This window comes from Candidatus Binatia bacterium, from assembly GCA_026415395.1.
Taxonomy (GTDB): domain Bacteria; phylum Desulfobacterota; class Binatia; order HRBIN30; family HRBIN30; genus HRBIN30.
This window is the reverse complement of record JAOAHD010000010.1, coordinates 33,101-57,429: the sequence shown is the minus strand read 5'-3', so window position 1 is coordinate 57,429 and position 24,329 is coordinate 33,101. Positions and strand designations below refer to the sequence as shown.

The following is a 24,329-nucleotide window of genomic DNA, read 5'->3' as shown; positions in this document are numbered from 1 at the left end:
CTGCATGGCAAGGGGCGACTTAGCGTTCCAGTCGAACCGCCGACTCCACCGGTTGACCGAGAAAAAAACTCCCGACTTTGATGAACCGTTCTGGCGCGTCGGTCACGAAGAAGCTCAACGATCCGCTGCCGTTGCTGCGCAGCAGCTTGTGCCGTTGCAGTTCTCGGCGTACCGTCTGGGCGGTGGTGCCGGCGGAATCGACCAAGGCGACCTGGGGGCCGAGAATTTCACCGATGACTGGAGCGAGCAACGGATAATGCGTGCAGCCGAGCACCAATGTGTCGATCCCGCTGCGGCGCAAGCTTGCGAGATAACGCCGCGCCGCCGCGCGCGCGACCTCGTTGTTGACCCAACCTTCTTCTGCAAGCGGGACGAATAGGGGGCAAGCACGGGTGTAGATCTCCAAGGTGGGGGCGAACTGTTTCAGTGCCCGCGTGTAAGCACCACTGGAGATGGTGGCTTCCGTGCCGATGACGCCAACTTTCCCGTTTCTCGTTCGGCGTGCGGCTTCCCTTGCGCCTGGCTCGATGACCCCGACAACCGGTACGGGTAGTTGTTGTCGCAAGAGATCGAGGGCTACTGCCGATACGCTGTTGCAAGCCACAACGAGAAGTTTGATTCCCTTGTCGAGCAAGAACGCTGCGTTTTCGGTTGCGTAACGGCAAATGGTTTCGGGCGATTTGGTCCCATACGGTGTGCGCGCCGTGTCGCCAAGGTAAATAATGTCTTCTTGCGGCATGAGCCGCATCAACTGTTGGACAACGGTGAGCCCCCCAATTCCGGAGTCGAACACGCCAATAGCATGCCGAGACTTCGCGGCGGGCGAGGACGGGCGTGGAGGCATGGCTACAACGTGGGCCCGACGAGCCTTGCCGCAACCTCTTGATCCGTGGGCGCCTCGCCGAAGGTTTTCTCCCATACCCCGGCCGGCTCCATGCAGATGTAGCGAGGGATTCCCTCGTTCCACTCTGCCAGCCAGCGCAGCAGGGCACGGTACATTTGCAAGCGGATTCCGCGCCATGCACGCTGTTTGCCGTCCGCACCTGGGACAAGCTCTCCCGCAAGCAGTTGCGCCCCGCGCTGCCGTTCTTTCATGGCGCGCTTGAGTCCCGGACTCAGCCTGAGGTGCCCGAGACTGATCCATGCCACCCGGTGTGGATCGAGCGTAGCCTCCAGGGCGCGGACCACGTCGCGGTAGGACTCTTCCCAGTTTTCGATCGCAACCAAAGGATCGAAATGGAAGGCGACGCGATAGCCCGCTTGTTGTAACGCTTGGGCCGCAGCCAACCGTTCGCTAAGCGAGGCAGTGCCAGGTTCCTCCTCGTCGATGATGGATGCTGCGTTGAGGGACCAGGCAACGACCACGTTTTGGGTTGCCGATTGTTGGAGGAGACCGTCGATGGCAACGCTCTTGGTTTTGAGTTCGAGGACGGCATTCGGCCGTTCCGCAAAGAAGGGAATGAGCAATTGGCTGTGCCCGGTGAGGTGATCGAGGGCGAGACTGTCGATCAGCTCTCCGGTGCCGATCCGAAAGCGCCGCTGCGGGTGACGGCGCAATACATCATCGATTTCCGCCAGTGCATCGGCCACGTTGGCAAACAGGCGGAGCCCTGGAGTGTGGGCCAGATACTCTTGCAGGAAACAGTAGCTGCAATCGAACGGGCAGTTAGCCCCCAAATTCACCACGAGATAGTTGCAGCAAACTAGGCCGGGTGTGCCTGCCGGGCAGTGATGGAGGAACGAGCCACGGTGTCGCTGAATCACGAGTTGGCGTTTGCCGGTGGCAAAATCGCTCGCTGGCAGCGGAGGTGGGGGATCGAAAGTGTATTGAGGGACGTCCGGATAAAACTTGTGCACGTTGCCCGCAATGTGGCTCGTTTCGAGCCCACGCTCGATCCACACAGTGTCGGGTTGCCAGGCAATCACGCTTCACCCCCTAGCAAAGCAAAGAGCCTTGCGCAGAAGTCGCCCTCCGCCCAGCGGGACAACGCTGCGAGCTGCGCCCGGAGTTCCTCTGGAGTCTTCGCGCGGCAAGTGACGAGAATTTCGTCGCCCTCGAGAAATTGTGGTAAGGAGATGCGAATGGTCGGGGGGAAGCCTCCCGCTTGGATGAAGGTGCGGGCGCGCTCTTCAGCCGCGGTGAGAGTTGGGAAGCGGCGGCGACGGAGAAGATGCTTGATGCGTTGTAAGCGGTCATTGCGGCTCAACTTTGCCTGCAGGACCTGTTCGATCTCGGGCGCTCGGAGTACCGCCGCTATGGTCGTTTGATCCCGCAGGGCAATTTCCGCGGCAATCTCCCAAAGATCCCGGAGTTGGTTACATCCGAGCCGAAGGCTCGAGGCCAAATGGAGAAGCGCTGCTGCATCGGGTTGCTCCAAAGAGATCCACTGTTCGACGGTTTGCGGGCGGTAGTGGCGTTCGGCAGCGAATTTGCGGATAGCATCGGCAAGGGATCGATCGGTCATGCTCGTAGGCCTCTTTGCGCTTCAGCCGGCCAACGTAGGTGCACGTAGTTCCGAGCCGTTTCAAATAGCAATCGGTAACGCGCAGCTTCCTCCACACGCCCCCGTTTTCGGGCACCGTTGGCCAAGATGTGGGTCTTACGGTCGATCACCGCGAGCAGCGCGTGGGCGCGCACGTCGTCGAGCGGATGACAAAACAGGATGCGGAGCAGGCTGGCAACGCGGAAGCGGTCCATCCCCCAAAAGCGCCGGGAAAGTTGGTCGGCATGGCCACCGCGCTTAATGACCAGCGGTTCCACAAGCAGGCCCACCGGTTCCTCGCAGGCTATCCGCAGCCACAAGTCATAGTCTTCACAGGCCGGCAAGCTGGTGTCGAAGCCCTGGTGGCGTTCCCACAGCTCTCGTCGAAGCAGCACCGCTGAGGGACTCACGAGGCAGCGCTCCAATGACGGAATGAAGATATCCCCTTGCGGTTTGCGGTGATGGTGGCAGGGATTCACCACGCGGCCGTTGCGGACCCAAGTTTCCTCGGTCTGACTGATGGCGTAATGGTGTTCCTCCGCAAAGCGCAAATGTCGGGCAAGCTTGCGGGGGTGCCAGAGGTCGTCGGAGTCGAGAAACGCTAGCCACTCCCCCCGCGCCCACGCCGCACCGGTGTTGCGTGCTGCCGCCACGCCTTGGTTGGTAGGCAACTGGACCAGCCGGATCGTGTCGCCAAACTGACTTCGTAAGAAATCGCTGGTACCGTCGGTGGAACCATCGTCCACGACTATGAGCTCAAAGGCATCGGCGGGCATACCCTTTTGCGCGAGGACGGAGCCGATCGCCTCGCACACGAGCGTGCGGCGGTTGTACGTTGGGATGACCACGCTGGCCCACACGGGCGAAGGTGTTTAGAGCATTCGCCGCGCCAAGGAAATGCCAACGCCCGGGACCCTTTGCAGGGCGAGTAGGAAACGCTGGCGAGCAGGGGTGAATCAGGCCTCGCGGAGTCGTTGCGTGGCTGGACGCGGCGCCCTTCGTACCTCGCGCTGGCGAGGAGCGTTGCAGCGCTCACCCTGGCGCTCGTGGAATTCGCGATTGAGGAGCCAGAGCAGGCCGCTGGCAACGACCACGAGCATCAACACCACCAGCCAGGCGATGCTGGGGTCAAGAATCAGCGTTTGGTCCGCATTGCCTGCCCAGGTAGGTAAGGTTGAATAGTTTTCGAGGGCCATCATCGAGCACCTCCTTTGCCGAATTCTATAACGCGATGCATAAAAATCGCAACGCGCTGCGTTAGGACGTTGTCCAACGCCCGTCCTTGCCAGCAAGAGGTGATTGGGGAAAAAGCGTTGCGGTAGGTGGACGTCGATGGCCAGAGCGAAGCGGGTAATCTCCAATGCAGAAGTGGCGCGCATCTTGCGCGAGATCGCCATGTTACTCGAGATGGACAATGTTCCGTTCAAGCCGCGGGCCTACGAGAAGGCCGCGTATGCGGTGGAGAGCCTTTCGGAACCGATTGCGCAGGTGCTGGAAAAGGGCGGAGAGCGCGCCATCGAAGAGCTTCCCGGAGTCGGAAAAAGCATTGCCAAAAAAATCGTGACCATGGTGCGGACGGGCAAATTGCCGTACTACGAAGAGCTGCATGCCAAGGTGCCGGTAGATCTGAGTGGCTTGGCCGCGATCGAGGGCTTGGGGCCGAAAAACATCAAGGTGTTGTACGAAAAGCTCGGTGTGCGCACGGTGGAAGATTTGGAGAAAGCGGCGCGCGAGGGGAAAATTCGCAGTCTCCCGCACTTTGGCGAAAAGAGCGAGCAGAAAATCTTACGCGGAATTGAGTTTCTCAAACGGAGCCAAGGTCGCTTCCTGCTGGGGACGGTGTTGCCGCTGGTGAGGGAGATTGAGGGACGGCTGGCGCGGGTTCGCGGGGTGCGTCGTGTGGCGATCGCTGGGTCGATTCGTCGCTGTAAGGAAACGGTGGGTGACGGCGATTTGTTGGTGGTGGCGGACGACCCGGACGCCGTGATGGACTTCTTCGTCAACATGCCGGAGGTGCAGTACGTGCATGGCAAAGGCCACACGAAGTCGAGCGTGAAGCTGCACATGGGTATGGACCTGGACTTGCGCGTTGTGCCTGCCGAGAGCTGGGGTGCAGCGTTGAATTACTTCACCGGTAGCAAAGCCCACAATGTGGCGCTGCGGCGCATTGCGATGGAAAAGGGACTGAAGCTGAACGAGTACGGGCTATTCCGCGGCGAGCGGGTCATCGCTGGCCGAACCGAGGAAGAAGTCTACGAGGCCTTGGGCTTGCAATTTATCGCGCCTGAGTTGCGGGAAGACACCGGAGAGATCGAAGCTGCGCGGGAGGGCAAGTTGCCGAAGCTAATTGAGTACGGCGAGGTCCGCGGCGACTTGCAGGTGCAGACCAATTGGACCGACGGGGCTCATTCCATAGAAGAGATGGTCGAGGCGGCGCGGCGGCTTGGTCGCGAGTACATTGCCATTACGGACCACACGCGCGCCCTCGCTATGGTCGGCCTGGACGCTGCCAAGTTACGCGAGCAGATGGAGTACATTGACCGCTTGAACAGCAAGCTACGAGGCTTCCGAATTTTGAAAGGGGCCGAGGTCAACATCGACCGTGACGGCAGTTTGGACATCGATAACGAGACATTGTCTCAACTCGACGTGGTGGGAATTGCCGTGCACTCTTACTTTCACTTGCCCCGGGCTGAGCAGACCCGCCGCATCGTGCGGGCGATGGAAAATCCCCATGCCGACATTTTATTCCACCCCACCGGCCGGGCCTTGCTAAAGCGCGAACCGTACGATGTCGATCTCGATGAGATTTTTGCCGCCGCCGTTCGCACGGGAACCGTGCTCGAAATCGACGGCTATCCAGAACGTCTGGACTTGCGCGATGAGCACGTTCGCAAGGCAATCCAGGCAGGGGCGAAACTGGTGATCGATACCGATGCCCACAGCATCCATCACCTCGATTACCTGTTTTTCGGGATCGCCACCGCTCGGCGCGGCTGGGCGACAGCGGCTGATGTGCTGAACACCCTGCCGGTGGATGAGTTTTTGGCGCACCTAAAAGGCGCGCGCGGTGAACGGAAGACCGCGCGCAAAGGGGCGGCCAAGCGCGCGCGCCGCGGGTGAGTGGTGGACGTGCTTGGGAACGTTCAGTATGACGGCACTTATGGACGTTCGTTGTGGCTTGGCGGCGGAGACGCTGGTGGAAACGCCCGAGGGGCCGATGGAAATTCGCAAGGTGGCGGGGAAAGCAATTCCTGTTTTCACCCGCGATGCCACCGGGCGGGTGCGTTTCCGGATGATGCGCGACGTGCAAATGGTAGCCACCGCGCCGGTCTTACGCCTCCGGCTCGAAAACGGGGCTTGGTTCCGCGCGGTGCCCTCTCAAGGTGTGTTTTTGGCCAGCCTCGAGTGTGTGGCTTTGCGGGATTTGCAGCCCGGCACTGTGCTCTGCGCGGCATTTCATTACCCGGCGGGCTACCGCTACCGGACAGATTCCGGTGAGGAGCGCCTTTCCGTAGCGGGTTGGCAAGTGGCGGCGGTGGAGGCTGACGGGGAGGCGGAGGTATTTTCTCTGCACGTGGAGCCCGAGCAGTGCTTCTTTGTGAGTGCAGGAGTCTTGCTGCAAAGCGCTTGAGTGTTCGTGCCTCAGGCTACGGAACCTGAAAACTCCCGCGCAATCACCTGCGCAAGCCCGGGCAAGTCGGAGACCACGCCATCGACCCGGAGTTCGAGAACACGGCGAATCTCGTCCGGGTCGTTCAAAGTCCATACATGGACTTCCAAGCCGAGCTGATGGGCTGCTGCGATCAACTCTGGTCGCACAAGTTCGATATCGCCAACTCGCGGCGGCACCTGGAGGGCGATTCCGGGCGGTGTGTAGCCGTCCCATCGCTGGTGTTGTAGGCGATCGAGGAACGTGAGTACGTCCTGAGCGGAGAAGCTGGTGGTGATGTCGGGTGCACGGAGGCGGACCTGTTCGAGGATTGCGCCGTTTTCCGCGGCAACGAGGACCCGATGCACGGCATCGAGCCGGCGCAGTGTGGCGATGACTTCATCGATCAGTCCACTATCGTTTTCTTTGATTTCGACGTTACACGTTGCCAACGGAAACTGTTTCAGCACGGCCTCGAACGTCGGCACCCGCACACCGTGGCCACGGAACGGAAAATCGCGCCCATCGCGGGAAAAGTGGTAGCCAGCATCCAGGCGCTCGATCTGGTGCAAAGCATGGTCGCGCACGAGTCCGCTGCCGTTGGTCGTCCGGTCGAGGGTGTCGTCGTGAATGACGACAATAAAGCCATCGCGCGTTGGATGGACATCGAATTCCAAAATGTCGGCACCGAGCGCGAGGCCCAGCGCAAACGAGGGCAGGGTGTTTTCCGGTGCCTGGCCGGCAGCACCTCGGTGCCCGAAAATCCGTGGCGGTGGGTTGCGGTAAAATGACTGGGACATGCCTTCGCCCCTAACGGAGCGTGCCTTCAAAAGAAAGCGCGCTGAACGGCGAGCCGGTGCTAAAGAGGACCGTCCTTGCCGAGCACGCGCTCCGGAGAGCTGGGCGCGACCAGGTGCGCGGCCGCGCGTAAGGCCAGGGCAATAATTGTCAGCGTCGGGTTATAACCAGAGGAGGTCACAAAGACGCTGCCGTCCACAGCAAACAGGTTCTCCACAGTATGAAATCTTTGCTGCGAATCACAAACCGAGCTCGCTGGATCTGCGCCCATTCGTAACGTTCCGAGCACGTGGCGCGACTGCGGCGGGGTGTCGAGCGGGGCGAGAAAACCGTACTCCGCGCCCGCCGCGCGATGGAGTTCCACCAACCGAGGGCCGTAAAACTGTCTGGCTGCGCGCTCGAGCGTCCCGAGCCGGTACGTGATGCGCGGCACGGGCTGACCGAACACGTCGCGCAACTGAGGATCGAGGTCGATCCGGTTGTGGAAATACGGCGCATCTTCAGCTTGCTGCAAGGCGACGGCGATATGTCCTTGGAAAACATTTGCGCGCAGCAGCCGCCAGAGCGTAAGCCCCGGAATGTTTTGCAGCCGGGCGAGTTCGAATGCTTGCACCGCAGCTTGCGCGCCGGAAATCGCGCCGGAGTTGGTGCCGAATTCCACGATGCCACCCAGGGGCATGGATGGATCAACTTCGTCTCCGCCGGGCCGCACCCCGCGAAGATCGGAGATTCCGTGCGTCACAGAGCGGCCGCGTTCCCCGTGGAGCCGTTGCCGATAGAAGCCCACACTGATGTTCTGCGTGTGGAACATCAGGAATCGCCCGACGAGGCCGCTCTCGTTCCCGATCCCGGAAAGCAAACACAAGCGCGCACTTTCGATCGCGCTTGCGGCGAGAAGGAATATATCTCCCCGAGCACGCTGTACGGTGCCATGCTCGTCGACGTATTCGACCTCCGTGACCCGACCGCGACCATTGTGAAGCAGCCGGGTGACATGAGCATTGTAACGAAGCTGGCAGCGGCCGGTGAGTAACGCTTCACGCAGCGTGGTGACCGCCGGGCTGCCTTTAGAATTGTTTGGACAGCCGTAGCCGGAGCAAAACCCACAGTCGTTGCAGGGCGGTCGGCCGCGATAAAAGCGCGAATTTTGCGCGCCGGGATACGGAAAGGGGTGGTAGCCGAGGGTCGTGGCGCCGCGGCTCAGCACTTCCGCCACGTACATGGGCAAGCCGGGTGGCATGGGGTAGTCGGAGGTGCGGGGGGAGGCAAAAGGATCGCTGCCAGCCAACCCCTGCACCCCGGAAAGTCGTTCTGCCTCCGTGTAGTAAGGCTCCAGTTCATCGTATGTGAGCGGCCAATCAGCAAAGGCAGCGCCTTCATAGTGGACCCCCTTTGCTGCAAGCTCCGAGGCCAGGCGGAAGTCCACACGGTTAAAGCGCGGGTACTTCATATCGGCGTGGATCGCTGCGCCGCCCACTGTCTTCGGGAGTGTATTCACGTCATGGTGGAAAGCCGCCGCGGCCATCTCTGACTCGCGGAAGGTACGCGGCTCGAGTAATGGATCTTGCGCGACGAACCCGCGGATTGCGAGTTTGAGTTCATCGTTGCTGAACAGTGGCTCAGGCTTGTTGGGGTCCGGGTCGTCGAGGCCCAGAAAGTAGTTAGGCCCATGCTCCAAAATCAGCACGCGCTTCCCGCCCACTACGGTAAGAACCCGTGCTGCCGCCGAGCCGCCCGCGCCCGCACCAATGATGACGGCGTCGAACTGGTCGAGCGAGGTATTCCCAAGAACACCAGGAACCCGTGAGGGCAACTGTGCACGCGCGCCGGTGGTCACGGTCGTCCCTTAGGGAAAGCGGGGAGCCCCAGCCAAGCGAGTGAGAGTCCGTAACAGCGTCGCAATTTCAGTGGGAAATGCTGCAAAGGTTTCGTTTGGATTGGCGGTCGATGTCGGCTTGTCGGGTCGCTCGCGATAGGTGTCCGCGCTCCGGTCGAACAGTGCATAGCCGAGTGGCTGACTATCACCGTCGTAGCCTATGAGCTGCCAACCCAGGCCGTTGGGATTCCCGCCGTACTCGGGCGCAGAGAATAGGCCTTCGAGAATGTGGCCGGTCACCAAGGCCACAAAATCCGCGTCTGCCCGTTGTAGCGTGGCTTGGCGTTCCGCCACCGTTAGCTCCGTAAACGGGCGGCCGAGTGTGGTTTGGGAGAGATCCTCCAACTCTTGCAGCCCAACTCGGTACTGCGTCCGGAGGCCGGTCACGGGACCGAGAACCGAGGCGTTAAAATCGAACTCCGGCACTGCATCTGAGCCGAGCAGGCGGGCCCGCCAGCTCAGCCGTTGCCAGCGGTTCAGTGGAACGAACTCGCGGAAATTATTGCGCGGAAAATTTCCGCTGGGTGCACCTCGATCATAGTCCGGGAACGGATTGCGGCCGCTAAACGGCCCTCCGGCAAAAACGAATCCTGGATTTTGCTCGGTCGGAATTGTCGAAAGGAGGCGGGCAATGTAGTCCTCGACTCCGTACAGGACCGCACCGCTCTCCTCGTCCGGCGTGAGCACCGTTTCAATGAGCGCTTGCAACGTTTCGCGCTCCCGTTCCGTGAGAAACGAGGGAGCTTCGGAGTCGAGAGGCGGTGCGGCCGGTTCGCCGTCATCACCACATCCGGGGACGGTAACCGGCACGAGCGCCGCAGCGCCCCCGAGCAAGCCCCAGCGCAGCACCTGCCGGCGCGTGAAACCCTTTGTACGCGCACGCTCGGCACGCTCGAGCTCGGGGAGTAGACGCATAGGACGGGGTTAGGCATTCTTTTTTCGGGGAGACAAGTCGAGGTCGGGTGGTGGGTGATCGGGCAATTTCCAGACGATGTACGGCTTGTCTTTCAGCTCATGATAGGCATTGGCCGCATCCACCGCTTTGTGGAACGCTGCTTCGAACGCAGAGAAGTCCTCTTTCTTGATGGCCTCCTGAAGCGGCGTCCAGTGTTGCTCGAGAAATTCCACAAGCGCCGCTTCGTGCTTTGGGCGGGTGAACGCGCCCAGCTCCATTAGTCCGCGGATTTCCTTCGCTTGAAAGTTTGCCAGAGCCCAATTGCCCGCCTTCGCCGCATAGTAGAGCTTCCAGGTTCGTTGACCGATCTCGGGCATGATGCGGCCAAGACCAGGCTGGATGGCAGCCAGGTCTTCGATCGACATTTCTCGATGCCCGCTCCAAAAGGTCAACGCTTTGAGTCGTTCCAACAGCTCGTCGTTTTGCATCCCCATACTCCCAAGTGAACAGTTGTTTGGCGCCGCGTCCTAGCACGTTGCGCGCGCCCCTGTAAAGCATGGTGGCGATTCTTTCGGTGAGGATCGACCGCATGGGTTCACGATTCGCCCCACCTGCGGCGCCGGGTTCGTTAACGCTTACGGAGGGGAACCACGCGTGACACGAGTCCGGGCCGGTGCAGAGTTTCGGCAACGCTCGTACCAGCCGCAAACGCAAGGAGTACGCATTCCATTCCCGTTCGGGAAACGAACGCGAGTTTAAAGCACCCTGCCTTTTAGTTCTGAAAGGGCGTCGGCGATTCCAGCGCGGCCCGAGGGCATTCCGAGGTACGACACCTAAGATCAGCGAGAAGGGCAGCTCGGGCGACACACACCCCAGCGCTGGAGGCATGTAGCATAGGTTGTTATTTTGCCGGCTTCGAGGCGAATTGCGAGGCATGGGCGCTGCTCGGGATCGATTGCTGGACGAACAACTGACTCGGGTGCGTAACTACATGCGCGGCTGCGGCCTGTACCTGGTGCCGGAAGGGGAACGCGGGTTGCGCCGTGAATTGGTAGCCTTGCTCGAAGCGGCGATGCCGCAAGTAGTGGAAGAATGGATTCGCATCGTCGGCCGCGCCTTCCAAATTCCCGAGCCTCAGTGGGCAGAGGTGCGCGACTGGATGTTGTCTGCGCTCCAGCGTTGGTTTCGGCACATCGAGGACCCGGAGGACGTGGAAACCTACGTCTTTCTTCGCAACCACGCGCGGCGCGGCTTTATCTCTCATTTTCCCGCCTCGCGCTTCCTGAGCGGGCAAATGCGCTTAGTGAGGCTGTTCGAGGAACGGATCGAGGAGCAACGCAAGCACGACCCGGTGCGGGCGGCGGCCTTGTTGCGGTTGTTACGGCAGGAGTTTGAAGAGCGCATCCTCCATGTCACGGACTTCTTCGTGGCTGGGCGCGAAGCCGATTTGCGAGAGCAAGAAGCGAGCTACCGTCAGGCAGTGGACAATGCGCCGGCAGCGATTTTCCGGGTGGACTGTGACTTCGGCACCATCTTGGGAGCAAGCCGAGTTGCGGAAAAACTCGTGCAACTTAGCCGCGAGGAAATGGTTGGGTTGCGCTTTTGGGACCTCGTCCCAGGCGAAGAAAGACAGCGGGTCCAACGCTTGCTGGACGAGGCGAGGCGCCGCGGCCACGCACGCCGCGACGACCTGCACTTGCTGCAGCGGGATGGGGAACGTATCCCCGTGTTCATCAACGCGGGTCTGATTGAGTATGCGGGGCAGCGCTTTTTCCAGGTAATTTGCGTGGATATTTCGGAGCGCAAGCGGCTGGAGAGCCAGCTGATTCAGTCGGAGAAGATGGCCGCGATCGGCCAACTCGCGGCTGGGATTGCCCACGAGATCCGCAACCCCTTAGGCATTATTGCCAACGCGTTGTTCGACCTCAAAGAAATTCTGCCTCCAGGACAACCCGAGGTGGAAGAGGACTTGCGCATTGCCTTGGAAGAAATGCGGCGGGTGCAGGAAATCATCGACAATTTGCTCGAGTTTTCGCGGACCTCGCGGGCGGAGACCGAAGTGGTGGATGTGAACGCATTGCTGGGGAAAACCTTGCAACTGATGCAAAAGAGCTTGCAAACGCGGGGCGTGCAGGTGCACACCGAATTTGGCGACGTGGGCCTCTGTGTGGCGAACCAGAACGCGCTGCGGCAAGTGTTCCTGAATCTTATCACGAATGCGGTGCAGGCAATGCCCAACGGTGGCGAACTGCGGATTCGCACGATGCCTCTGGGCAACGATCGCATTCGCCTCGACTTTAGCGACACCGGCGTGGGTATCCCGCCGCAACATTTGAGCAGCATTTTCAATCCCTTCTTCACGACCAAGGAGCCGGGGCAGGGCACCGGTTTGGGACTCTCCGTGGTGCACTCGGTGGTGAAACAGTTTCGCGGTGAGATTCGGGTGCAGAGTCAGGTGAACCGGGGAACGACCTTCACGATCGAGCTGCCTCGCGGTGAGGTCGACGAGGAGTTCGTCGGTTTGCTGGGCGTGCCGGGGCGGGTAAGCCAATGAGCGAGCAAGCGCACCTTGCGGGAGATTGCCAACAGCAGGGCGAGCCGCTGGTGTCCCAACGTGTTGGCTCGATTCGCACGTTGCTGGTCGAAGACGAGGCCAACATGGTGCGGACCTTGACGAAAATCCTCGAACGGCGGGGTCACTCCGTTGATAGTGCAGCCAACGGTAAGGAAGCATTGGAACGCTTGGGAGAACGAGCGTACGATTTGGTGATCACGGACCTGAACATGCCCGTGATGGACGGGCTACAACTTCTCCGGGAAATGAAGGCTCGTGGGCACGAAACGGCGGTGATTGTGCTCACCGGCCATGGCACGATTCAGTCGGCGGTCGAGGCACTGAAGCTCGGGGCCGGGGATTATCTGATTAAGCCCTGTCATCCCGAGGAGCTGCTGTTGGCGGTTTCGCGACTGCTCGAGCTGCGCAATTTGCAGCGCGAGGTTCGGTTGCTCCGTCAGGAGGTTCGGCACCGCGTTGGCTTTGGCGACATCATTGGCCGCAGCCCAGCGATGCAGGAGGTTTACCGCATCATCGAAGCGGTGAGCGAAAATAAAAGTAACGTGCTGATTTCGGGGGAACCGGGCACAGGTAAGGAACTGGTTGCTCGCATCATCCATCAGCGAGGGCCGTGGCGGGACCGTCCGTTTGTCGCTGTGAATTGTGGCGCACTGTCGGAAACTCTGTTGGAGAGTCAGTTGTTCGGTCACCGCCGGGGCGCATTTACGGGAGCGATCGACGATCACGAAGGTGTTTTTCAGGCGGCGAACGGTGGTACGTTGTTTCTGGACGAGGTGACCGAGATCCCACTTCCGCTTCAGGTGAAGTTTTTGCGCGCGATTCAGGAGCGCGAAGTGACTCCGTTGGGTTCGACGAGGGCGGTGAAAGTCGACATTCGCTTGATTGCGGCCACAAATCGCGACGTGGAGGATGCGGTGCAGCGAGGGGCGTTCCGCAGCGATCTCTACTACCGTTTGAACGTCGTGGCCATTCACCTGCCACCACTGAGGGAGCGGCTGGAAGACGTCCCCTTGTTGGTCGAGCACTTCGTGCAGCGCTTTAGTCGCGATTATGGGGTTGAACCGAAGCGGGTAACTCCAGCCGCCATGGAGCGGCTGCTGGCGTATTCCTGGCCTGGGAATATTCGAGAGCTGCAAAATACCATCGAAAGGGCATTTGCGCTGTCGCGGGCGCCTGAAATCGGCGTGGAGGATTTGCCAGACCGAATCCGCTTTGGCGCCCACGTCAGGGAGCCGCTTGCCCCTGAGGGGCGGGACGATGAGATCGTCCCGCTTGCGGAGCTGGAGCGGCGCGCGATTGCTGCAGCATTGGCACGAACCGGAGGGAACAAGTCGGAAGCGGCTCGCCTGCTAGGCATCGAACGCCAACGGCTTTACCGCAAGTTGGAGAAGTACGGTCTGCGTTAGCCGTTCACCGAAGTTGCTCGAAAGAGGCTCAACGGAGCTGGACGCGCAGGTTGGTGAGGAGCAAGCGAGTTAGTACCCGAGTTTGCGGATTTCCGCCTCGCTCATTCCAAAGTGATGGGCTACTTCGTGAATGATCGTGCGTGCAATCTCACGGCGGAGTTGGGTCTCGGTGTGAAAGCGTTGAACCAGCGGCCGGTAAAAAATGGTGATAGTGTCCGGCGGGTGGTTTGCAAACGTCGCTCCGCGCTGCGGAAGTGGCACGCCGCGGTAAAGACCAAAGAGGGTGTCGCGCCTCGGGTTCAGCCCCATGGAACGAAGTAGCTCAGGGCTGGGCGCGTCCTCCACGATGAGTACGACGTTTTCCAGTTTGGAGGCGAAGGGCTCGGGGAACTGCTCCCAGACCTCTTGAACCAAATCGATAAAGCGATCGCGCTCCATTGCTCCTACGGGTTAGCACGCTGCCTCAAGCTTGGTATCGCAGCGCTTTCCGCAAGACCTCGCTTGCGATGTTGTCCGAGTTAGGCTGGGAGCTGCCAGCGAGAAATCTCACGCGGCGGGTTCAGTTAGGTAAACGAATGTGAATCCAGCGGGCGTTGGCGGCAATCCGTTCGCATTCCCCTAAGTGATAGGAATCGGCGCTTAGCTACGGAGCGTGCTGTCTCTTGACCCTGCAATGCCGCGGTGCGAACAGCGACACGCATGTCAGGGCGCTGTCCACTGTGGCCGAGACAAGCTTGGCGGTGTTTGGGGGTGTTGGTGTTTGTCGCGTCGGTTTTGGGTTGTGGGGAGTCGGGCTCCAATCCGCCGAACTTGCCGGAGATCGCCTTCGAGGTGTTGCCCCAAGTGGCAGGGCCCATCCGCTTCGAGGTAATCGAGGTGCACGCCGGGGATCGGGTTTTCCGTTCCCTGGCCGGACAGGAGATTGTCGCCAGTGCCCCGTTTCAGATCTTCGTGGAAAACGGAGCCACACCTTTTGGCCTTACCTTGCGCTTGCTCGACAGTGCGCCAGCATTGGTACGCTATCGCCTGACGGGCACTGCGGGCCCAGCGGCGATCATTGTCGATCAGCCAGGCGTGGCCGTGGCGGTGGGTGCACCGCTTCCGAGTACGGCGGTGGCACCGCGCCCAGAGGCACGGATCGATATTTGTGCTCCAGCGCAGGGTCAAACGGATTGCTCGCCATTCGATGGGCAAAGTACTTTTGGTGTGGCGTTTTCGGGCACCGTGGGGGACACCCAGATCACTCGTGCCCTCGGGCGTGCATCGAGCGATGAAACGAGTTCCACCACGCCTGCGGTGATTTTTCTTCCCGACCCGCAAGACACCATTGCCGCGGTGATTCGCGCAGTCGATGCGCGGCGCTTGCGTGTGCAGTTGGTTCTCGACGGGGTTTTAAGCGCGGCCTCGCTCGGCTCGGGAACCGTTGTGGTGCGCAAGGACCTGTAAGCCCCAGCAAAGGCAGTAACACCGTCCGGCAGTCTTGCCGCTATCCAGGCATGCTTCCCAGAGTAGGGTTACTGCCCCGCCGCTCGTCGAGCTGCGTCTACTACCTTGCGGCCCGCATCGGCCATGTCGCTTGCCGGGATGATGTCGAGACCAGATTCGGCCAGGATTTTCTTACCCAGCTCGACATTTGTACCTTCGAGGCGGACCACCAGCGGGACCCGGAGTTGTACCTCGCGCGCCGCCGCCACCACCCCTTCGGCGATCACATCGCATTTCATAATGCCACCGAAAATATTGACGAGCACAGCTTTGACGTTGGGGTCGGAAAGCAGAATCTTGAATGCCGCCGTCACTTTCTCCTTCGTCGCACCACCGCCCACGTCCAAAAAGTTCGCTGGCGAGCCACCGTACAGTTTGATGATGTCCATAGTCGCCATGGCGAGCCCGGCGCCGTTCACCATGCAGCCGATGTTGCCATCGAGCGAGATGTAGTTCAGATCGTACTTGGACGCCTCGACCTCGCGCGGGTCCTCCTCATGAATGTCGCGGAGCTCGCGTAAGTCGGGATGGCGGAACAAACCGTTATCATCGAAGCTCACCTTGGCGTCGAGAACAACGAGCTTCTGTTCCCGGGTCAGTACGAGTGGATTCACTTCGACCAGCGAGGCATCCGTTTCTACATAAGCGCGGTAGAGTCCTTGAACCAACGAGACAAACGAGCCCACGATTTCTTTCGGCAAACCCAGGCCGAAGGCCAGTTTCCGCCCTTGGAATGGCTGCACACCGACCGCGGGATCGATGGGCTCGCGCAGGATCTTTTCGGGGGAGCGCGCTGCCACCTCCTCGATCTCGACACCGCCTTCGGCACTCGCCATCATGGTCACCCAGCCACGGCCGCGATCGAGAGTCAAGCTGAGATAAAACTCCCGCTCAATCGCGCACGCTGGCTCGATGAGAATTTTGCGAACAATACGCCCGCTCGGCCCCGTTTGGTGGGTGACGAGTGGCTTCCCCAAGATGCGCTCCACGAATGCTTTGAGGTCCGAGGCTTCGCGGCACACCTTGACGCCACCGGCCTTGCCTCGGCCTCCAGCATGAATTTGAGCCTTGGCGACCACCGGATAACCAATTTGCTCCGCGCCTGTGAGCGCTTCTTCGAGCGTGGCCGCGACGCGCCCCTCCGGCACCGAGATGCCAAAACGCCGCAGAACTTGCTTCGCTTGATATTCGTGGATGTTCACTGTGCTGCCCTCTTCGAGAAAATCAGGCTGCCGGTAGAAACTTTTCCATCGCTTGCACAAGCTCGCGCACGTGACTGACCGATGCCTCGAATGCTTTCTTCTCAGCCGGCGAGAGGTTAATCTCAATAACCCGTTCGACTCCCTTGCCGCCGATGAGCACGGGAACACCGACAAAGAAGCCGTTCACGCCGTACTCACCTTCCAGCAATGCAGCACAGGGTAAGATCTGCTTGCGGTCGAATAAGTAGGCCTCGGCCATTTGAATCGCGGCGTGGGCAGGAGAGTAGTACGCAGAGATCTTCATCAAGTTGACGATTTCCCCGCCCGCTTGGCGAACGCGTGCTTCGATGGCATCCAAACGCTCCGGCGAGATAAGCCGTTCCACGGGAATGCCGGCGACGTGGCAATAGCTGCGCACCGGCACCATGTCGTCGCCATGGCCGCCGAGCACGATGGCTTGCACGCTATCGACGGACACTCCAAGTTCCATTGCCACGAAGGCTCGGTAACGAGCCGAGTCGAGCACGCCAGCTTGCCCGACGACTCGCTGCTTGGGGAAGCCGGTAATTCGGTGCATGCATGTGACCATGGCATCCAGCGGGTTGGTGATCACAATCACAAACGAGTTCGGGGCGCGGTCGCGGATGTTGCTAGCCACCTCGACCATGATCTTGGTGTTGACCTGCAGCAGGTCGTCCCGACTCATGCCCGGCTTGCGCGGCAGCCCGGCGGTGACGATGCAGACATCCGCACCTTCGATGTCATCGTACTTGTTGGTGCCGATGATTTGGCAGTCGAAGCCTTCGATGGGGCCGGCTTCCAGCAAATCGAGCGCCTTCCCTTGGGGAAGTCCCTCGACAACATCGAAAAGCACAATATCCCCCAAACGCTTGAGGGCACAAAGGTGAGCGAGTGTGCCCCCGATCATGCCGGACCCGATGAGTGCAATCTTCTTGCGTGCCATGTTTGCAGTTCCTCTCCCTTCGCTGAACGTGCGGCTCGCTCGGGTCAAGACGGCGGTGGGAGCCACACAGCGCGGCGCCTTATAGCGAGAAGAAATCTTGCCGGGCAAGGGTTACGGCGTCGGCTTCGCTGCTGGGCCTAGATTGTTTCCACTTGCAGGCGAAACCTCTTGAACCATGAACACCACCGTTCCCACAAGGTCGGCGACGTTGTCCGGGCGAAGCTTCCACGGTCCGACCATGTCCAGCGGAAAACGCGTGTCCGGTAGCGCGATGTCCTCGATTCGCACTTCATATCCCCGCCAGCGTACAGCGCGGGTGGCGGCTCGGGCGGCAAGCAGCTCCCCATCCAAACCCAGCGGCCGCAGCAAACGGTTATCGTGAGTTTCCTCTCCCTCGGTTTCCAGCGCCAAGGCTGGTTCGCTTGCCCCGTCGAGGAAGAACGCGACGACAAACCTTCGTGCCTGCCCCCAGGTGGTGGTGTGAAAGGTGAAGCTTTGGCGCCCTTTGGCAAGGGTGATGTGGATCGTTCCGCGTGTCGGTTCGTTCCACAGCAGCGTGCCGGCCTTGGGGGGACGCCCTGGGCGGACGCCAACGACCGGCAACGGGGGGCCGAACACCGTGCGGGCTGCATAGACTGGATCGGGCTCTCCTTGCTCGTTGACCCCTGCGACGGTGATGGCCGAAAGCGCTGGTGGATGACTGCCGATGCAGCCGTTGGACGAGAGGGTGGTAAGGGCGAGCGCAATGAAGAACAACAAGTGCGGCGGGCGGGCACACACGAGAAACTCGGTTATCCTGCGGGGTGTGCGTACGCAACCATGGCAAGTCTGGATTCGACCGCGGCGCGAGGTTGGGGTGAATTCTGCAACTCCAGGTTGCTTGCTGGGCGACGCGTCGCTAGCCGCCTAGGCCGCGATGAAGCTGACCGTCATCGTACCCGTGTACAACGAGCGCAGCACCATTGCCGAGCTGCTCCGCCGCGTGTGTGCGGCGCCCTTTGATAAAGAGGTTCTGGTATTCGACGACGCGTCGACCGACGGTACAGTCGTGGAACTCCGATCGATCGGCCTTGTGCCTGGGGGCCCTCCGCTCCGTGTTCAAGGTCCGCAAGGGCAGTGCAACGAGATTTCCTTGTTCGTACGCACGGTGAATAAGGGGAAGGGTGCGGCCGTGCGCGATGGCATTGCGCGAGCCACTGGCGAAGTTGTGCTCATCCAGGATGCCGACTTGGAGTATGACCCGGCTGAGTACCCCACGTTGCTGCAGCCCATCCTCGATGGGCGTGCGGATGTGGTTTATGGCTCCCGCTTTACCGGATCGCCGCGGCGCGTGTTGTTGTTTTGGCATGCGGTGGGGAACCATTTCCTCACCTTCCTGTCGAACATGTTCACGAATCTCAACCTGACGGACATGGAGACATGTTATAAAGCCTTTCGCACCGAAGTGGTGCGGGGCTTGCGTTTGCGTTCTAACCGTTTTGGCATCGAGCCGGAGATCACCGCCAAGGTCGCACGAAGCGGCGCGCGAATATTCGAGGTGTCCATTTCGTACTCTGGCCGCGGCTACCTGGAAGGTAAGAAAATTGGCTGGAAGGATGGCGTGGTCGCGTTGTGGACAATCCTAAAGTACGGGCTCGTTGCAGACCGCCGTCGGGTTCGTGCAGAGCTGTTGACTTTGCAGCGGTTGCGCGGGCTGCGGCGTTACCAAGCCTGGCTCTACGGGCACTTCGTTCAGTTCGTCGGTCGCACGGTGTTGGAAGTCGGTGCGGGTATTGGAAACATGACGCGCCACCTTCGCCACGCTCGTGAAATCGTGGCCACCGATGTGGACCCCATTTGCCTCAAGTTGCTCCGACAGCAGTTCGCAAACGACCCTCGCGTGCACGTGGAGCGGCTCGACCTTACCCGCGACTTGCCCTCTGAGTGGCGCGGACGATTCGACACCGTCCTCTGTTGCAACGTGCTGGAGCACCTGGAGGACGACGTAGATGCCTTGCGGAAGTTAGCCAGCGCGCTGCAGCCGCAGGGGCGTGTGATTCTCGTTGTGCCTGGGACGCCGGCGCTCTTCGGAGAGCTCGACCGCACCCTAGGTCACCACCGGAGATACAGTGAACAGGAACTGCTCTCGAAGCTCACGGAGGTGGGGTTGGTTGCGGAAAAAATTGCCTGGCTCAACCGAATCGGGGCACTCGCTTGGTGGGTGAACAGCCGGCTACTTCGGCGCCGGAGCTTTCCTCACGTTCAGGCAAAGATCAACGGATGGATCGCGCCATGGCTCGAGGGTCGTGAGGGTGGAGCTCATCGCTGGGGATTGTCGCTCCTGGTCATTGCTCGGAGGCAGCCTTCCGCAGAGTTAGCCGCTCAAGAAAAAAATGTAGAAGACGATGGCGAGCGTGGTCACTAAGCCGAGGAGCAAGAGCCGATCGAGCCACTTCTCGAACTGCTGCGGCTCGGCCCGAAAACTCAAAAGCTGCGCCCGCCACCGGTTCAGTCGGCTTTCTGCACTGCGGGCGTCGGCCGCAGTCTCTTGAGCAGGGCTAGGCGCCTTCCGTTCGAAGTTCGTGCTGGAATTCTCAGCCATGCCGTTCCTCAGCATCTTGCTGTTCAGTTCCCGCCTTTTTGCCCGAAAATCTCGTGTTCTCCAATACTCTTGAGTGGGCTCCGTTAGCGCTTTCTGAGAACGAGTACGGGTTGGCGCACTGACGCACGGAAGAAGTGAGCATGCAGGCACGATCGCCGAGAGGATCCGTTTGCTGGTGCAAGGCATTTGCGTCCTTGGCCCGCGGTAGCACCCGTCGTTTGCCAGTTGACAATCAAAGCTGTGGTGCAAACAGCGGGAGCAGGGGGCGTTTTGAATGACAGCAAAGTTTGTTCCGACCGGGTGATGCGCATTCTGAGTTTGTGCGCGAGAGAGCTGTACGTTAAGCAGGGTCCTCTGTTGCGTGTGTAGTTAGTGATGCTTGCTTGCTTTGCTCCTGTGCCGTGGTAGAGTCGGAGATGAAATCATGGGCACGCCTCGCAGTGATTTTTTGGCGTCGGTGGTGGTGCCGGTGTTCAATGAGAGGGGCACTGTTGGCGAAGTCGTGCGCCGGCTGCAGGAGTTGCCACTGCGTACCGAGATTATTGTCGTGGACGATGGCTCCACGGATGGGACCTCGGAGGTGCTCCAATCGCTCTCTGGCATCCGAGTGCTCACTCACGCTGTCAACCGAGGAAAAGGCGCTGCAATCCGCACTGCTTTGGAGCATTGCACCGGCGATGTGGTAGTCATTCAGGACGCCGATTTGGAGCTGGATATCGAAGAACTGCCGAAGGTTGTCGCACCGGTGGCAAGGGGCGAGGCAACGATCGTTTTTGGGAGCCGCTTTACTTACGGTATGCCTAAAGAAATGCCATGGCCAAACAAGGCAATTAATATCATTTTGCGGCAGCTTGTGCGGGTTCTCTACGGAGCACATCTGACCGATGTGGCAACCTGCTACAAAGCGGTGCCTACGGAGGTGCTACGTGCCCTGCAGTTGCGCTGTGAGCGGTTCGAGTTTTGTCCGGAGGTAACCGCAAAGGTGATCCGTTACGGTTTTCAGATCGTAGAGGTCCCGCTCGTCGGTTACCGTCCGCGGAGCGTGCGCGACGGTAAAAAAATTCGCTGGAAGGACGGCGTGGGTGCTATCCAGACCCTGCTCTATTGGCGCTTGAGAAGTCTGCCGCCGCTGCCTCCGCATATTCTGAGCAGCGCACTCCCGCAGCGCACGATCCAGCCGTCGGGGGCACGTTCGCCGCAGGCAGCGAAACGAGTTGGCGGCATGTAACTGCGGGGCGATCCGGTTTGTCGGCCCGCAGGTCTCGTTTGGGGTTCGAGCGGCTTACGCCATGGCGCCCAGAGGTCGAGCCGGTGGGAGTGGCCCTAGGGTGCTGCCCGAAGATCTCTTTGATAACCACACGTGGCGGTTAGGCCGGGGTGGAGTCGGTAAAGACCACGCGGGCGGGCACCAAAACGTGTTCGGGGATGTCCTCAAGGAAGCGGGACACCTTCCCGAAGGTGAGCCCCCGGCTGCGGTCAAAGACTTGAATCGGGTACGTAATGTACAACCGTTCTTTGGCACGGGTGACGGCAACGTAGAGCAGCCGGCGTTCTTCCTCGAGTTCATTGGGACGCAAGCACAGCGCCGACGGAAATCGACCTTCGGTTGCCCAGATGAGGAACACGGCTCGCCACTCGAGCCCCTTTGCAGAGTGGATGGTCGAGAGCACGAGGAGTTCGTCGTCACGTTCCGCAGCCATCACCCCGTCGACTGCATCGGTTGGGGGGTCGAGCGCCATGCGGGTGAGGAATGCGGCGAGTGAACGGTGTTGCGCGGCTAACCCTACGAGGTGCTCGAGATCACGCCGGCGGCGCGGGTGATCTTCGGGGTAGTGTCGCTGCAATAGCGGCTCGTAGTAGCGCAACACTTCGTCTGCTTGGGCCTCCGGAGCTGAGAGGCGGTCGAGGCGGTCGAGTAGTGTGGCCAACGCCACAAGCCGCTGCCGCACCTCAGTTCGAGGGAAGGATTGCAAGGCACCGACCGGCTCTGGATGCCGCTGGATCCAATCTTCAATGGCAACCGCGGTGCGTGGGCCGATGCCGTCGATCAACAAAAGCACCCGGTGCCATGAAATTGCATCGAAAGGATTGACCGCGAGGCGCAAGTGAGCGAGCACGTCTTTCACATGCGCAGCTTCGACAAGCCGATAGCCCCCACGCTTGACGAAGGGGATGCGATGTTGGGCAAGCTCCATCTCCAGGTCAAACGAGTGGAACCCGGAACGCATGAGCACGGCGATGTCTTGCAACCGGTAGCCTTGCTCTCGTAGTTCGAGGATTTGCTGGCAAACAAACTGCGACTGAGTACGCTCATCCGGCAGCGCCACGAGAAAAGGAGGCTCGCCCTCGCGTTGGGCGGAAAAGAGCTGCTTTCCGTATCCCTCACTTGCGCGCGCTAAGACCGCATTTGCGAGGTCCAAGATAGGCTGCGTGCTGCGGTAATTTTGCTCGATAGTGACCACCCGCGCGTCCGGAAAGCGCTGGGGGAAATCGAGGATGTTCCGGTAGTTGGCTCCGCGAAACGAATAAATGCTTTGCGCATCGTCGCCAACGACCATCACGTTGCCGTGTTCCTGCCCGAGGAGCCAAACGATGTCGGCTTGCAGCCGATTGGTGTCTTGATACTCGTCTACCATCACGAAGCGGTAGCGGTCCGCCAGGGCACGGCGAATCGCGGCGTGCCCTCGCAACAGCTCCCGCAAGAGCACGAGCAAATCGTCATAGTCCACAAGCTGTCGCTCGCGTTTGTATTGTTGGTACAGCCGCGCCACGCGCTCGATTGCCTCGGCATGCTCGAGGAAATGCGGATAGAGCTCTTGCAGCGTAAGCGAGATCGGCTGTTCCTTGTTCACACTCATGCTGATAACTTCGGCAATTGCCTGCTTGCGGGGGAAGCGAACCTTGCTTCGGTCAAGTCCGAGTTCGCTGCGCACCCGTTGGATCACGTCTTCCATGTCGCCTTGGTCGAGGATGGTGAAATGCGGCGACAGGCCAATCACGTTCCCGTACTCTCGTAACACGGCATTCCCGAAAGCGTGAAAGGTGCCTCCTTGCACGGCGCGACACCGGCCATCGAGCAGGAAGGCCGCCCGTTGCAGCATCTCCTCCGCAGCCTTGCGGGTGAACGTGAGGAGCAGGATCTGTTGAGGCGGGACCCCGTGCTCCACCAGGCGCGCAACCCGGTACACCAGTGTACGGGTCTTGCCCGTGCCAGCTCCGGCCACGACGAGGAGGGGGCCGCGCAAGGTCGTAACCGCCTCGAGCTGCGCCGGATTGAGGGCGCTTTCGTAGTCGATGCGGTAAAGCCGGTCGCTCGGGATGCTCGCTGACCGGAGAATGAATTCTTTTACGCTAGCCATGCTGCACGCCTAAGACCTTGCCGCTATACGATGACCGCCCGCAAGCGGGTGAGTACCGGAAAGAATGAACGACCCGAGCCGCGGCCAGTATAGCAACGAGCCCTACGGCAACAACGCGGAAGTCTACGACCTCCGCGGAGTTCGCTGCCCGATGAATTGGGTGCGCGCCAAGGTGCGCCTCGAACAATTGCCGATCGGCGCCATCCTGTGCCTGCGGCTTGACGACCCGAAAGGGGCTGCCGAGCTCCCGCGTGCGGCTGAGGCAGAGGGATACGCGGTACTGGAGATCTGTCACGATGCGCAGGCAAACGAATGGCACATCGTGATCCAGAAGTAACGGGCACGGCTGTGTCTCCAACTTCCCCTCGTTTGTCCCAAAGCCAAATTGCGTTCTGGCATAGGGGTTGCTGGCCAGAACGGTGTGATTCGCAGAGAGGCTGAAGCCATTGCCCGCAAACAACGGTTTTTGCTGATCCGCTACGCGCTGATCTTGGCCACCGGTGCGTTGGCGTTTTTGGAGCTTGGGCGCGATGCCTCGCCTCTCCCCATCGCCATCCTGATGGTGGTGGCCATCGCTTCCAACGTCGTCCTTGGGTCGGCACCACCGTTTAGCTTTTTCGATGCGCGCACGCAGGCGCCTGTGCTGGTGGGCGATACCGTGATGGTGTCGTTTGCGCTTTTGTTCACGCGGGCAAGCCAGGAGTCGTTCCTCTTCTTCTTCTTTGTGTTGATTATGGCTGCCAAGGTAGAAAACTTTATCCTTCTCGGGGTCGGGGCAGCGTTGATCGGGGTGGCAAGTTTCCTCCTTGCAGACACGGGTCCGAGCCTCGTGTCTCCCAGCCTGATGCGCATTCCGTTTTTGTTCGCGTCGGGAATCTTTTTTGGCTACGTCGTGTTGCCGGAACGCACCGGTGAGATGGTTCCACTGGTTCGCCAAGCGAGTGCCGCAGCGCAGGCACGACAAGCAGCGTGACGGTGCGAGGCCCGAACTTGGGAAGAGGTCGGACTACGGTTGAGTCCGGCCCACATCCGGTGTAAATAAGGCTTCCTAGC

24 protein-coding genes are annotated in these 24,329 nt (G+C 60.4%); 9 read left to right on the top strand and 15 right to left on the bottom strand.

All coding sequences use genetic code 11. From position 1 onward, the window contains the following. Positions 1–19 precede the first annotated feature (19 nt). The 5 genes from murI to N3C12_10515 form a co-directional block, all read right to left on the bottom strand. Positions 20–844: a glutamate racemase gene (gene murI / locus N3C12_10535; GenBank protein ID MCX8072874.1), complete on the bottom strand. Its 825-nt coding sequence runs from the start codon at positions 842–844 to the stop codon at positions 20–22. A gap of 2 nt (positions 845–846) precedes the next feature. Beyond that, positions 847–1,926 (bottom strand): radical SAM protein, encoded by a 1,080-nt coding sequence (locus N3C12_10530; protein MCX8072873.1) that lies wholly within the window; start codon positions 1,924–1,926, stop codon positions 847–849. After that, complete coding sequence (locus N3C12_10525) at positions 1,923–2,465, bottom strand: hypothetical protein (GenBank protein ID MCX8072872.1); 543 nt, start codon at positions 2,463–2,465, stop codon at positions 1,923–1,925. The genes N3C12_10530 and N3C12_10525 overlap by 4 nt, the downstream gene beginning before the upstream one ends. Then, on the bottom strand, positions 2,462–3,331 hold the full coding sequence (locus N3C12_10520; protein MCX8072871.1) for a glycosyltransferase family 2 protein: 870 nt from the start codon (positions 3,329–3,331) through the stop codon (positions 2,462–2,464). The genes N3C12_10525 and N3C12_10520 overlap by 4 nt, the downstream gene beginning before the upstream one ends. A 108-nt stretch (positions 3,332–3,439) precedes the next feature. Beyond that, on the bottom strand, positions 3,440–3,682 hold the full coding sequence (locus N3C12_10515; GenBank protein MCX8072870.1) for a hypothetical protein: 243 nt from the start codon (positions 3,680–3,682) through the stop codon (positions 3,440–3,442). A gap of 133 nt (positions 3,683–3,815) precedes the next feature. On the opposite strand from N3C12_10515, the gene polX reads away from it, so the two are divergent. After that, positions 3,816–5,606 carry a DNA polymerase/3'-5' exonuclease PolX gene (gene polX / locus N3C12_10510; protein ID MCX8072869.1) on the top strand — a complete coding sequence of 597 codons (1,791 nt, stop codon included), beginning with the start codon at positions 3,816–3,818 and terminating at the stop codon, positions 5,604–5,606. Between the two features lie 28 nt (positions 5,607–5,634). Further along, a complete protein-coding gene (locus tag N3C12_10505) occupies positions 5,635–6,117 on the top strand; it encodes a hypothetical protein (GenBank protein ID MCX8072868.1) in 483 nt (160 codons plus the stop codon). A gap of 11 nt (positions 6,118–6,128) precedes the next feature. Here the strand turns inward: N3C12_10505 and N3C12_10500 are convergent, their stop codons facing one another. The 4 genes from N3C12_10500 to N3C12_10485 are packed head-to-tail and all read right to left on the bottom strand — an operon-like array spanning position 6,129 to position 10,192. Continuing rightward, complete coding sequence (locus N3C12_10500) at positions 6,129–6,935, bottom strand: glycerophosphodiester phosphodiesterase (protein MCX8072867.1); 807 nt, start codon at positions 6,933–6,935, stop codon at positions 6,129–6,131. Positions 6,936–6,994: 59 nt separating this feature from the next. After that, positions 6,995–8,770, bottom strand: coding sequence for a GMC family oxidoreductase (locus N3C12_10495; protein MCX8072866.1), 1,776 nt, complete (start codon positions 8,768–8,770; stop codon positions 6,995–6,997). A 9-nt stretch (positions 8,771–8,779) separates the two neighbouring features. Further along, on the bottom strand, positions 8,780–9,724 hold the full coding sequence (locus N3C12_10490) for a gluconate 2-dehydrogenase subunit 3 family protein (protein MCX8072865.1): 945 nt from the start codon (positions 9,722–9,724) through the stop codon (positions 8,780–8,782). A 9-nt stretch (positions 9,725–9,733) separates the two neighbouring features. Then, on the bottom strand, positions 9,734–10,192 hold the full coding sequence (locus tag N3C12_10485) for a hypothetical protein (GenBank protein MCX8072864.1): 459 nt from the start codon (positions 10,190–10,192) through the stop codon (positions 9,734–9,736). A 446-nt stretch (positions 10,193–10,638) separates the two neighbouring features. Here N3C12_10485 and N3C12_10480 point away from each other — a divergent pair, with 446 nt between their 5' ends. Beyond that, positions 10,639–12,258, top strand: a complete 1,620-nt coding sequence (locus N3C12_10480) for an ATP-binding protein (GenBank protein MCX8072863.1) — start codon at positions 10,639–10,641, stop codon at positions 12,256–12,258. Further along, the gene (locus N3C12_10475) at positions 12,255–13,685 is read left to right on the top strand and encodes a sigma-54 dependent transcriptional regulator (protein ID MCX8072862.1); all 1,431 of its coding nucleotides are present in this window, start codon (positions 12,255–12,257) and stop codon (positions 13,683–13,685) included. Before N3C12_10480 ends, N3C12_10475 begins: the two co-directional genes overlap by 4 nt. 69 nt (positions 13,686–13,754) lie before the next feature. Here N3C12_10475 and N3C12_10470 read toward each other — a convergent pair whose 3' ends face one another. Further along, entirely contained in the window at positions 13,755–14,123 is a 369-nt protein-coding gene (locus N3C12_10470; protein ID MCX8072861.1) for a metallopeptidase family protein, read from the bottom strand. A gap of 312 nt (positions 14,124–14,435) precedes the next feature. Between N3C12_10470 and N3C12_10465 the strand changes: the two genes are divergently transcribed. Continuing rightward, positions 14,436–15,131 (top strand): hypothetical protein, encoded by a 696-nt coding sequence (locus N3C12_10465; protein MCX8072860.1) that lies wholly within the window; start codon positions 14,436–14,438, stop codon positions 15,129–15,131. Between the two features lie 68 nt (positions 15,132–15,199). Here the strand turns inward: N3C12_10465 and sucC are convergent, their stop codons facing one another. From sucC to N3C12_10450, 3 genes are all read right to left on the bottom strand, one after another. Then, the gene (sucC, locus tag N3C12_10460; GenBank protein ID MCX8072859.1) at positions 15,200–16,372 is read right to left on the bottom strand and encodes an ADP-forming succinate--CoA ligase subunit beta; all 1,173 of its coding nucleotides are present in this window, start codon (positions 16,370–16,372) and stop codon (positions 15,200–15,202) included. A 22-nt stretch (positions 16,373–16,394) separates the two neighbouring features. Beyond that, entirely contained in the window at positions 16,395–17,336 is a 942-nt protein-coding gene (gene mdh / locus N3C12_10455; protein ID MCX8072858.1) for a malate dehydrogenase, read from the bottom strand. A 111-nt stretch (positions 17,337–17,447) separates the two neighbouring features. Continuing rightward, the gene (locus N3C12_10450; GenBank protein ID MCX8072857.1) at positions 17,448–18,116 is read right to left on the bottom strand and encodes a hypothetical protein; all 669 of its coding nucleotides are present in this window, start codon (positions 18,114–18,116) and stop codon (positions 17,448–17,450) included. A gap of 136 nt (positions 18,117–18,252) precedes the next feature. On the opposite strand from N3C12_10450, the gene N3C12_10445 reads away from it, so the two are divergent. Beyond that, positions 18,253–19,740, top strand: coding sequence for a glycosyltransferase (locus tag N3C12_10445; GenBank protein MCX8072856.1), 1,488 nt, complete (start codon positions 18,253–18,255; stop codon positions 19,738–19,740). On the opposite strand, the gene N3C12_10440 is transcribed toward N3C12_10445, so the two are convergent. Beyond that, entirely contained in the window at positions 19,690–19,917 is a 228-nt protein-coding gene (locus N3C12_10440; protein MCX8072855.1) for a hypothetical protein, read from the bottom strand. The genes N3C12_10445 and N3C12_10440 overlap by 51 nt on opposite strands. 424 nt (positions 19,918–20,341) lie before the next feature. Between N3C12_10440 and N3C12_10435 the strand changes: the two genes are divergently transcribed. Then, positions 20,342–21,145, top strand: a complete 804-nt coding sequence (locus tag N3C12_10435; GenBank protein ID MCX8072854.1) for a glycosyltransferase family 2 protein — start codon at positions 20,342–20,344, stop codon at positions 21,143–21,145. Between the two features lie 139 nt (positions 21,146–21,284). Here the strand turns inward: N3C12_10435 and N3C12_10430 are convergent, their stop codons facing one another. After that, the gene (locus N3C12_10430; GenBank protein MCX8072853.1) at positions 21,285–23,276 is read right to left on the bottom strand and encodes an ATP-dependent helicase; all 1,992 of its coding nucleotides are present in this window, start codon (positions 23,274–23,276) and stop codon (positions 21,285–21,287) included. Between the two features lie 64 nt (positions 23,277–23,340). On the opposite strand from N3C12_10430, the gene N3C12_10425 reads away from it, so the two are divergent. Together N3C12_10425 and N3C12_10420 are read left to right on the top strand one after the other, a co-directional pair. Further along, positions 23,341–23,613, top strand: a complete 273-nt coding sequence (locus N3C12_10425; GenBank protein ID MCX8072852.1) for a sulfurtransferase TusA family protein — start codon at positions 23,341–23,343, stop codon at positions 23,611–23,613. Positions 23,614–23,697: 84 nt separating this feature from the next. Beyond that, positions 23,698–24,249, top strand: a complete 552-nt coding sequence (locus N3C12_10420) for a hypothetical protein (GenBank protein MCX8072851.1) — start codon at positions 23,698–23,700, stop codon at positions 24,247–24,249. The last annotated feature ends 80 nt before the right edge of the window (positions 24,250–24,329 follow it).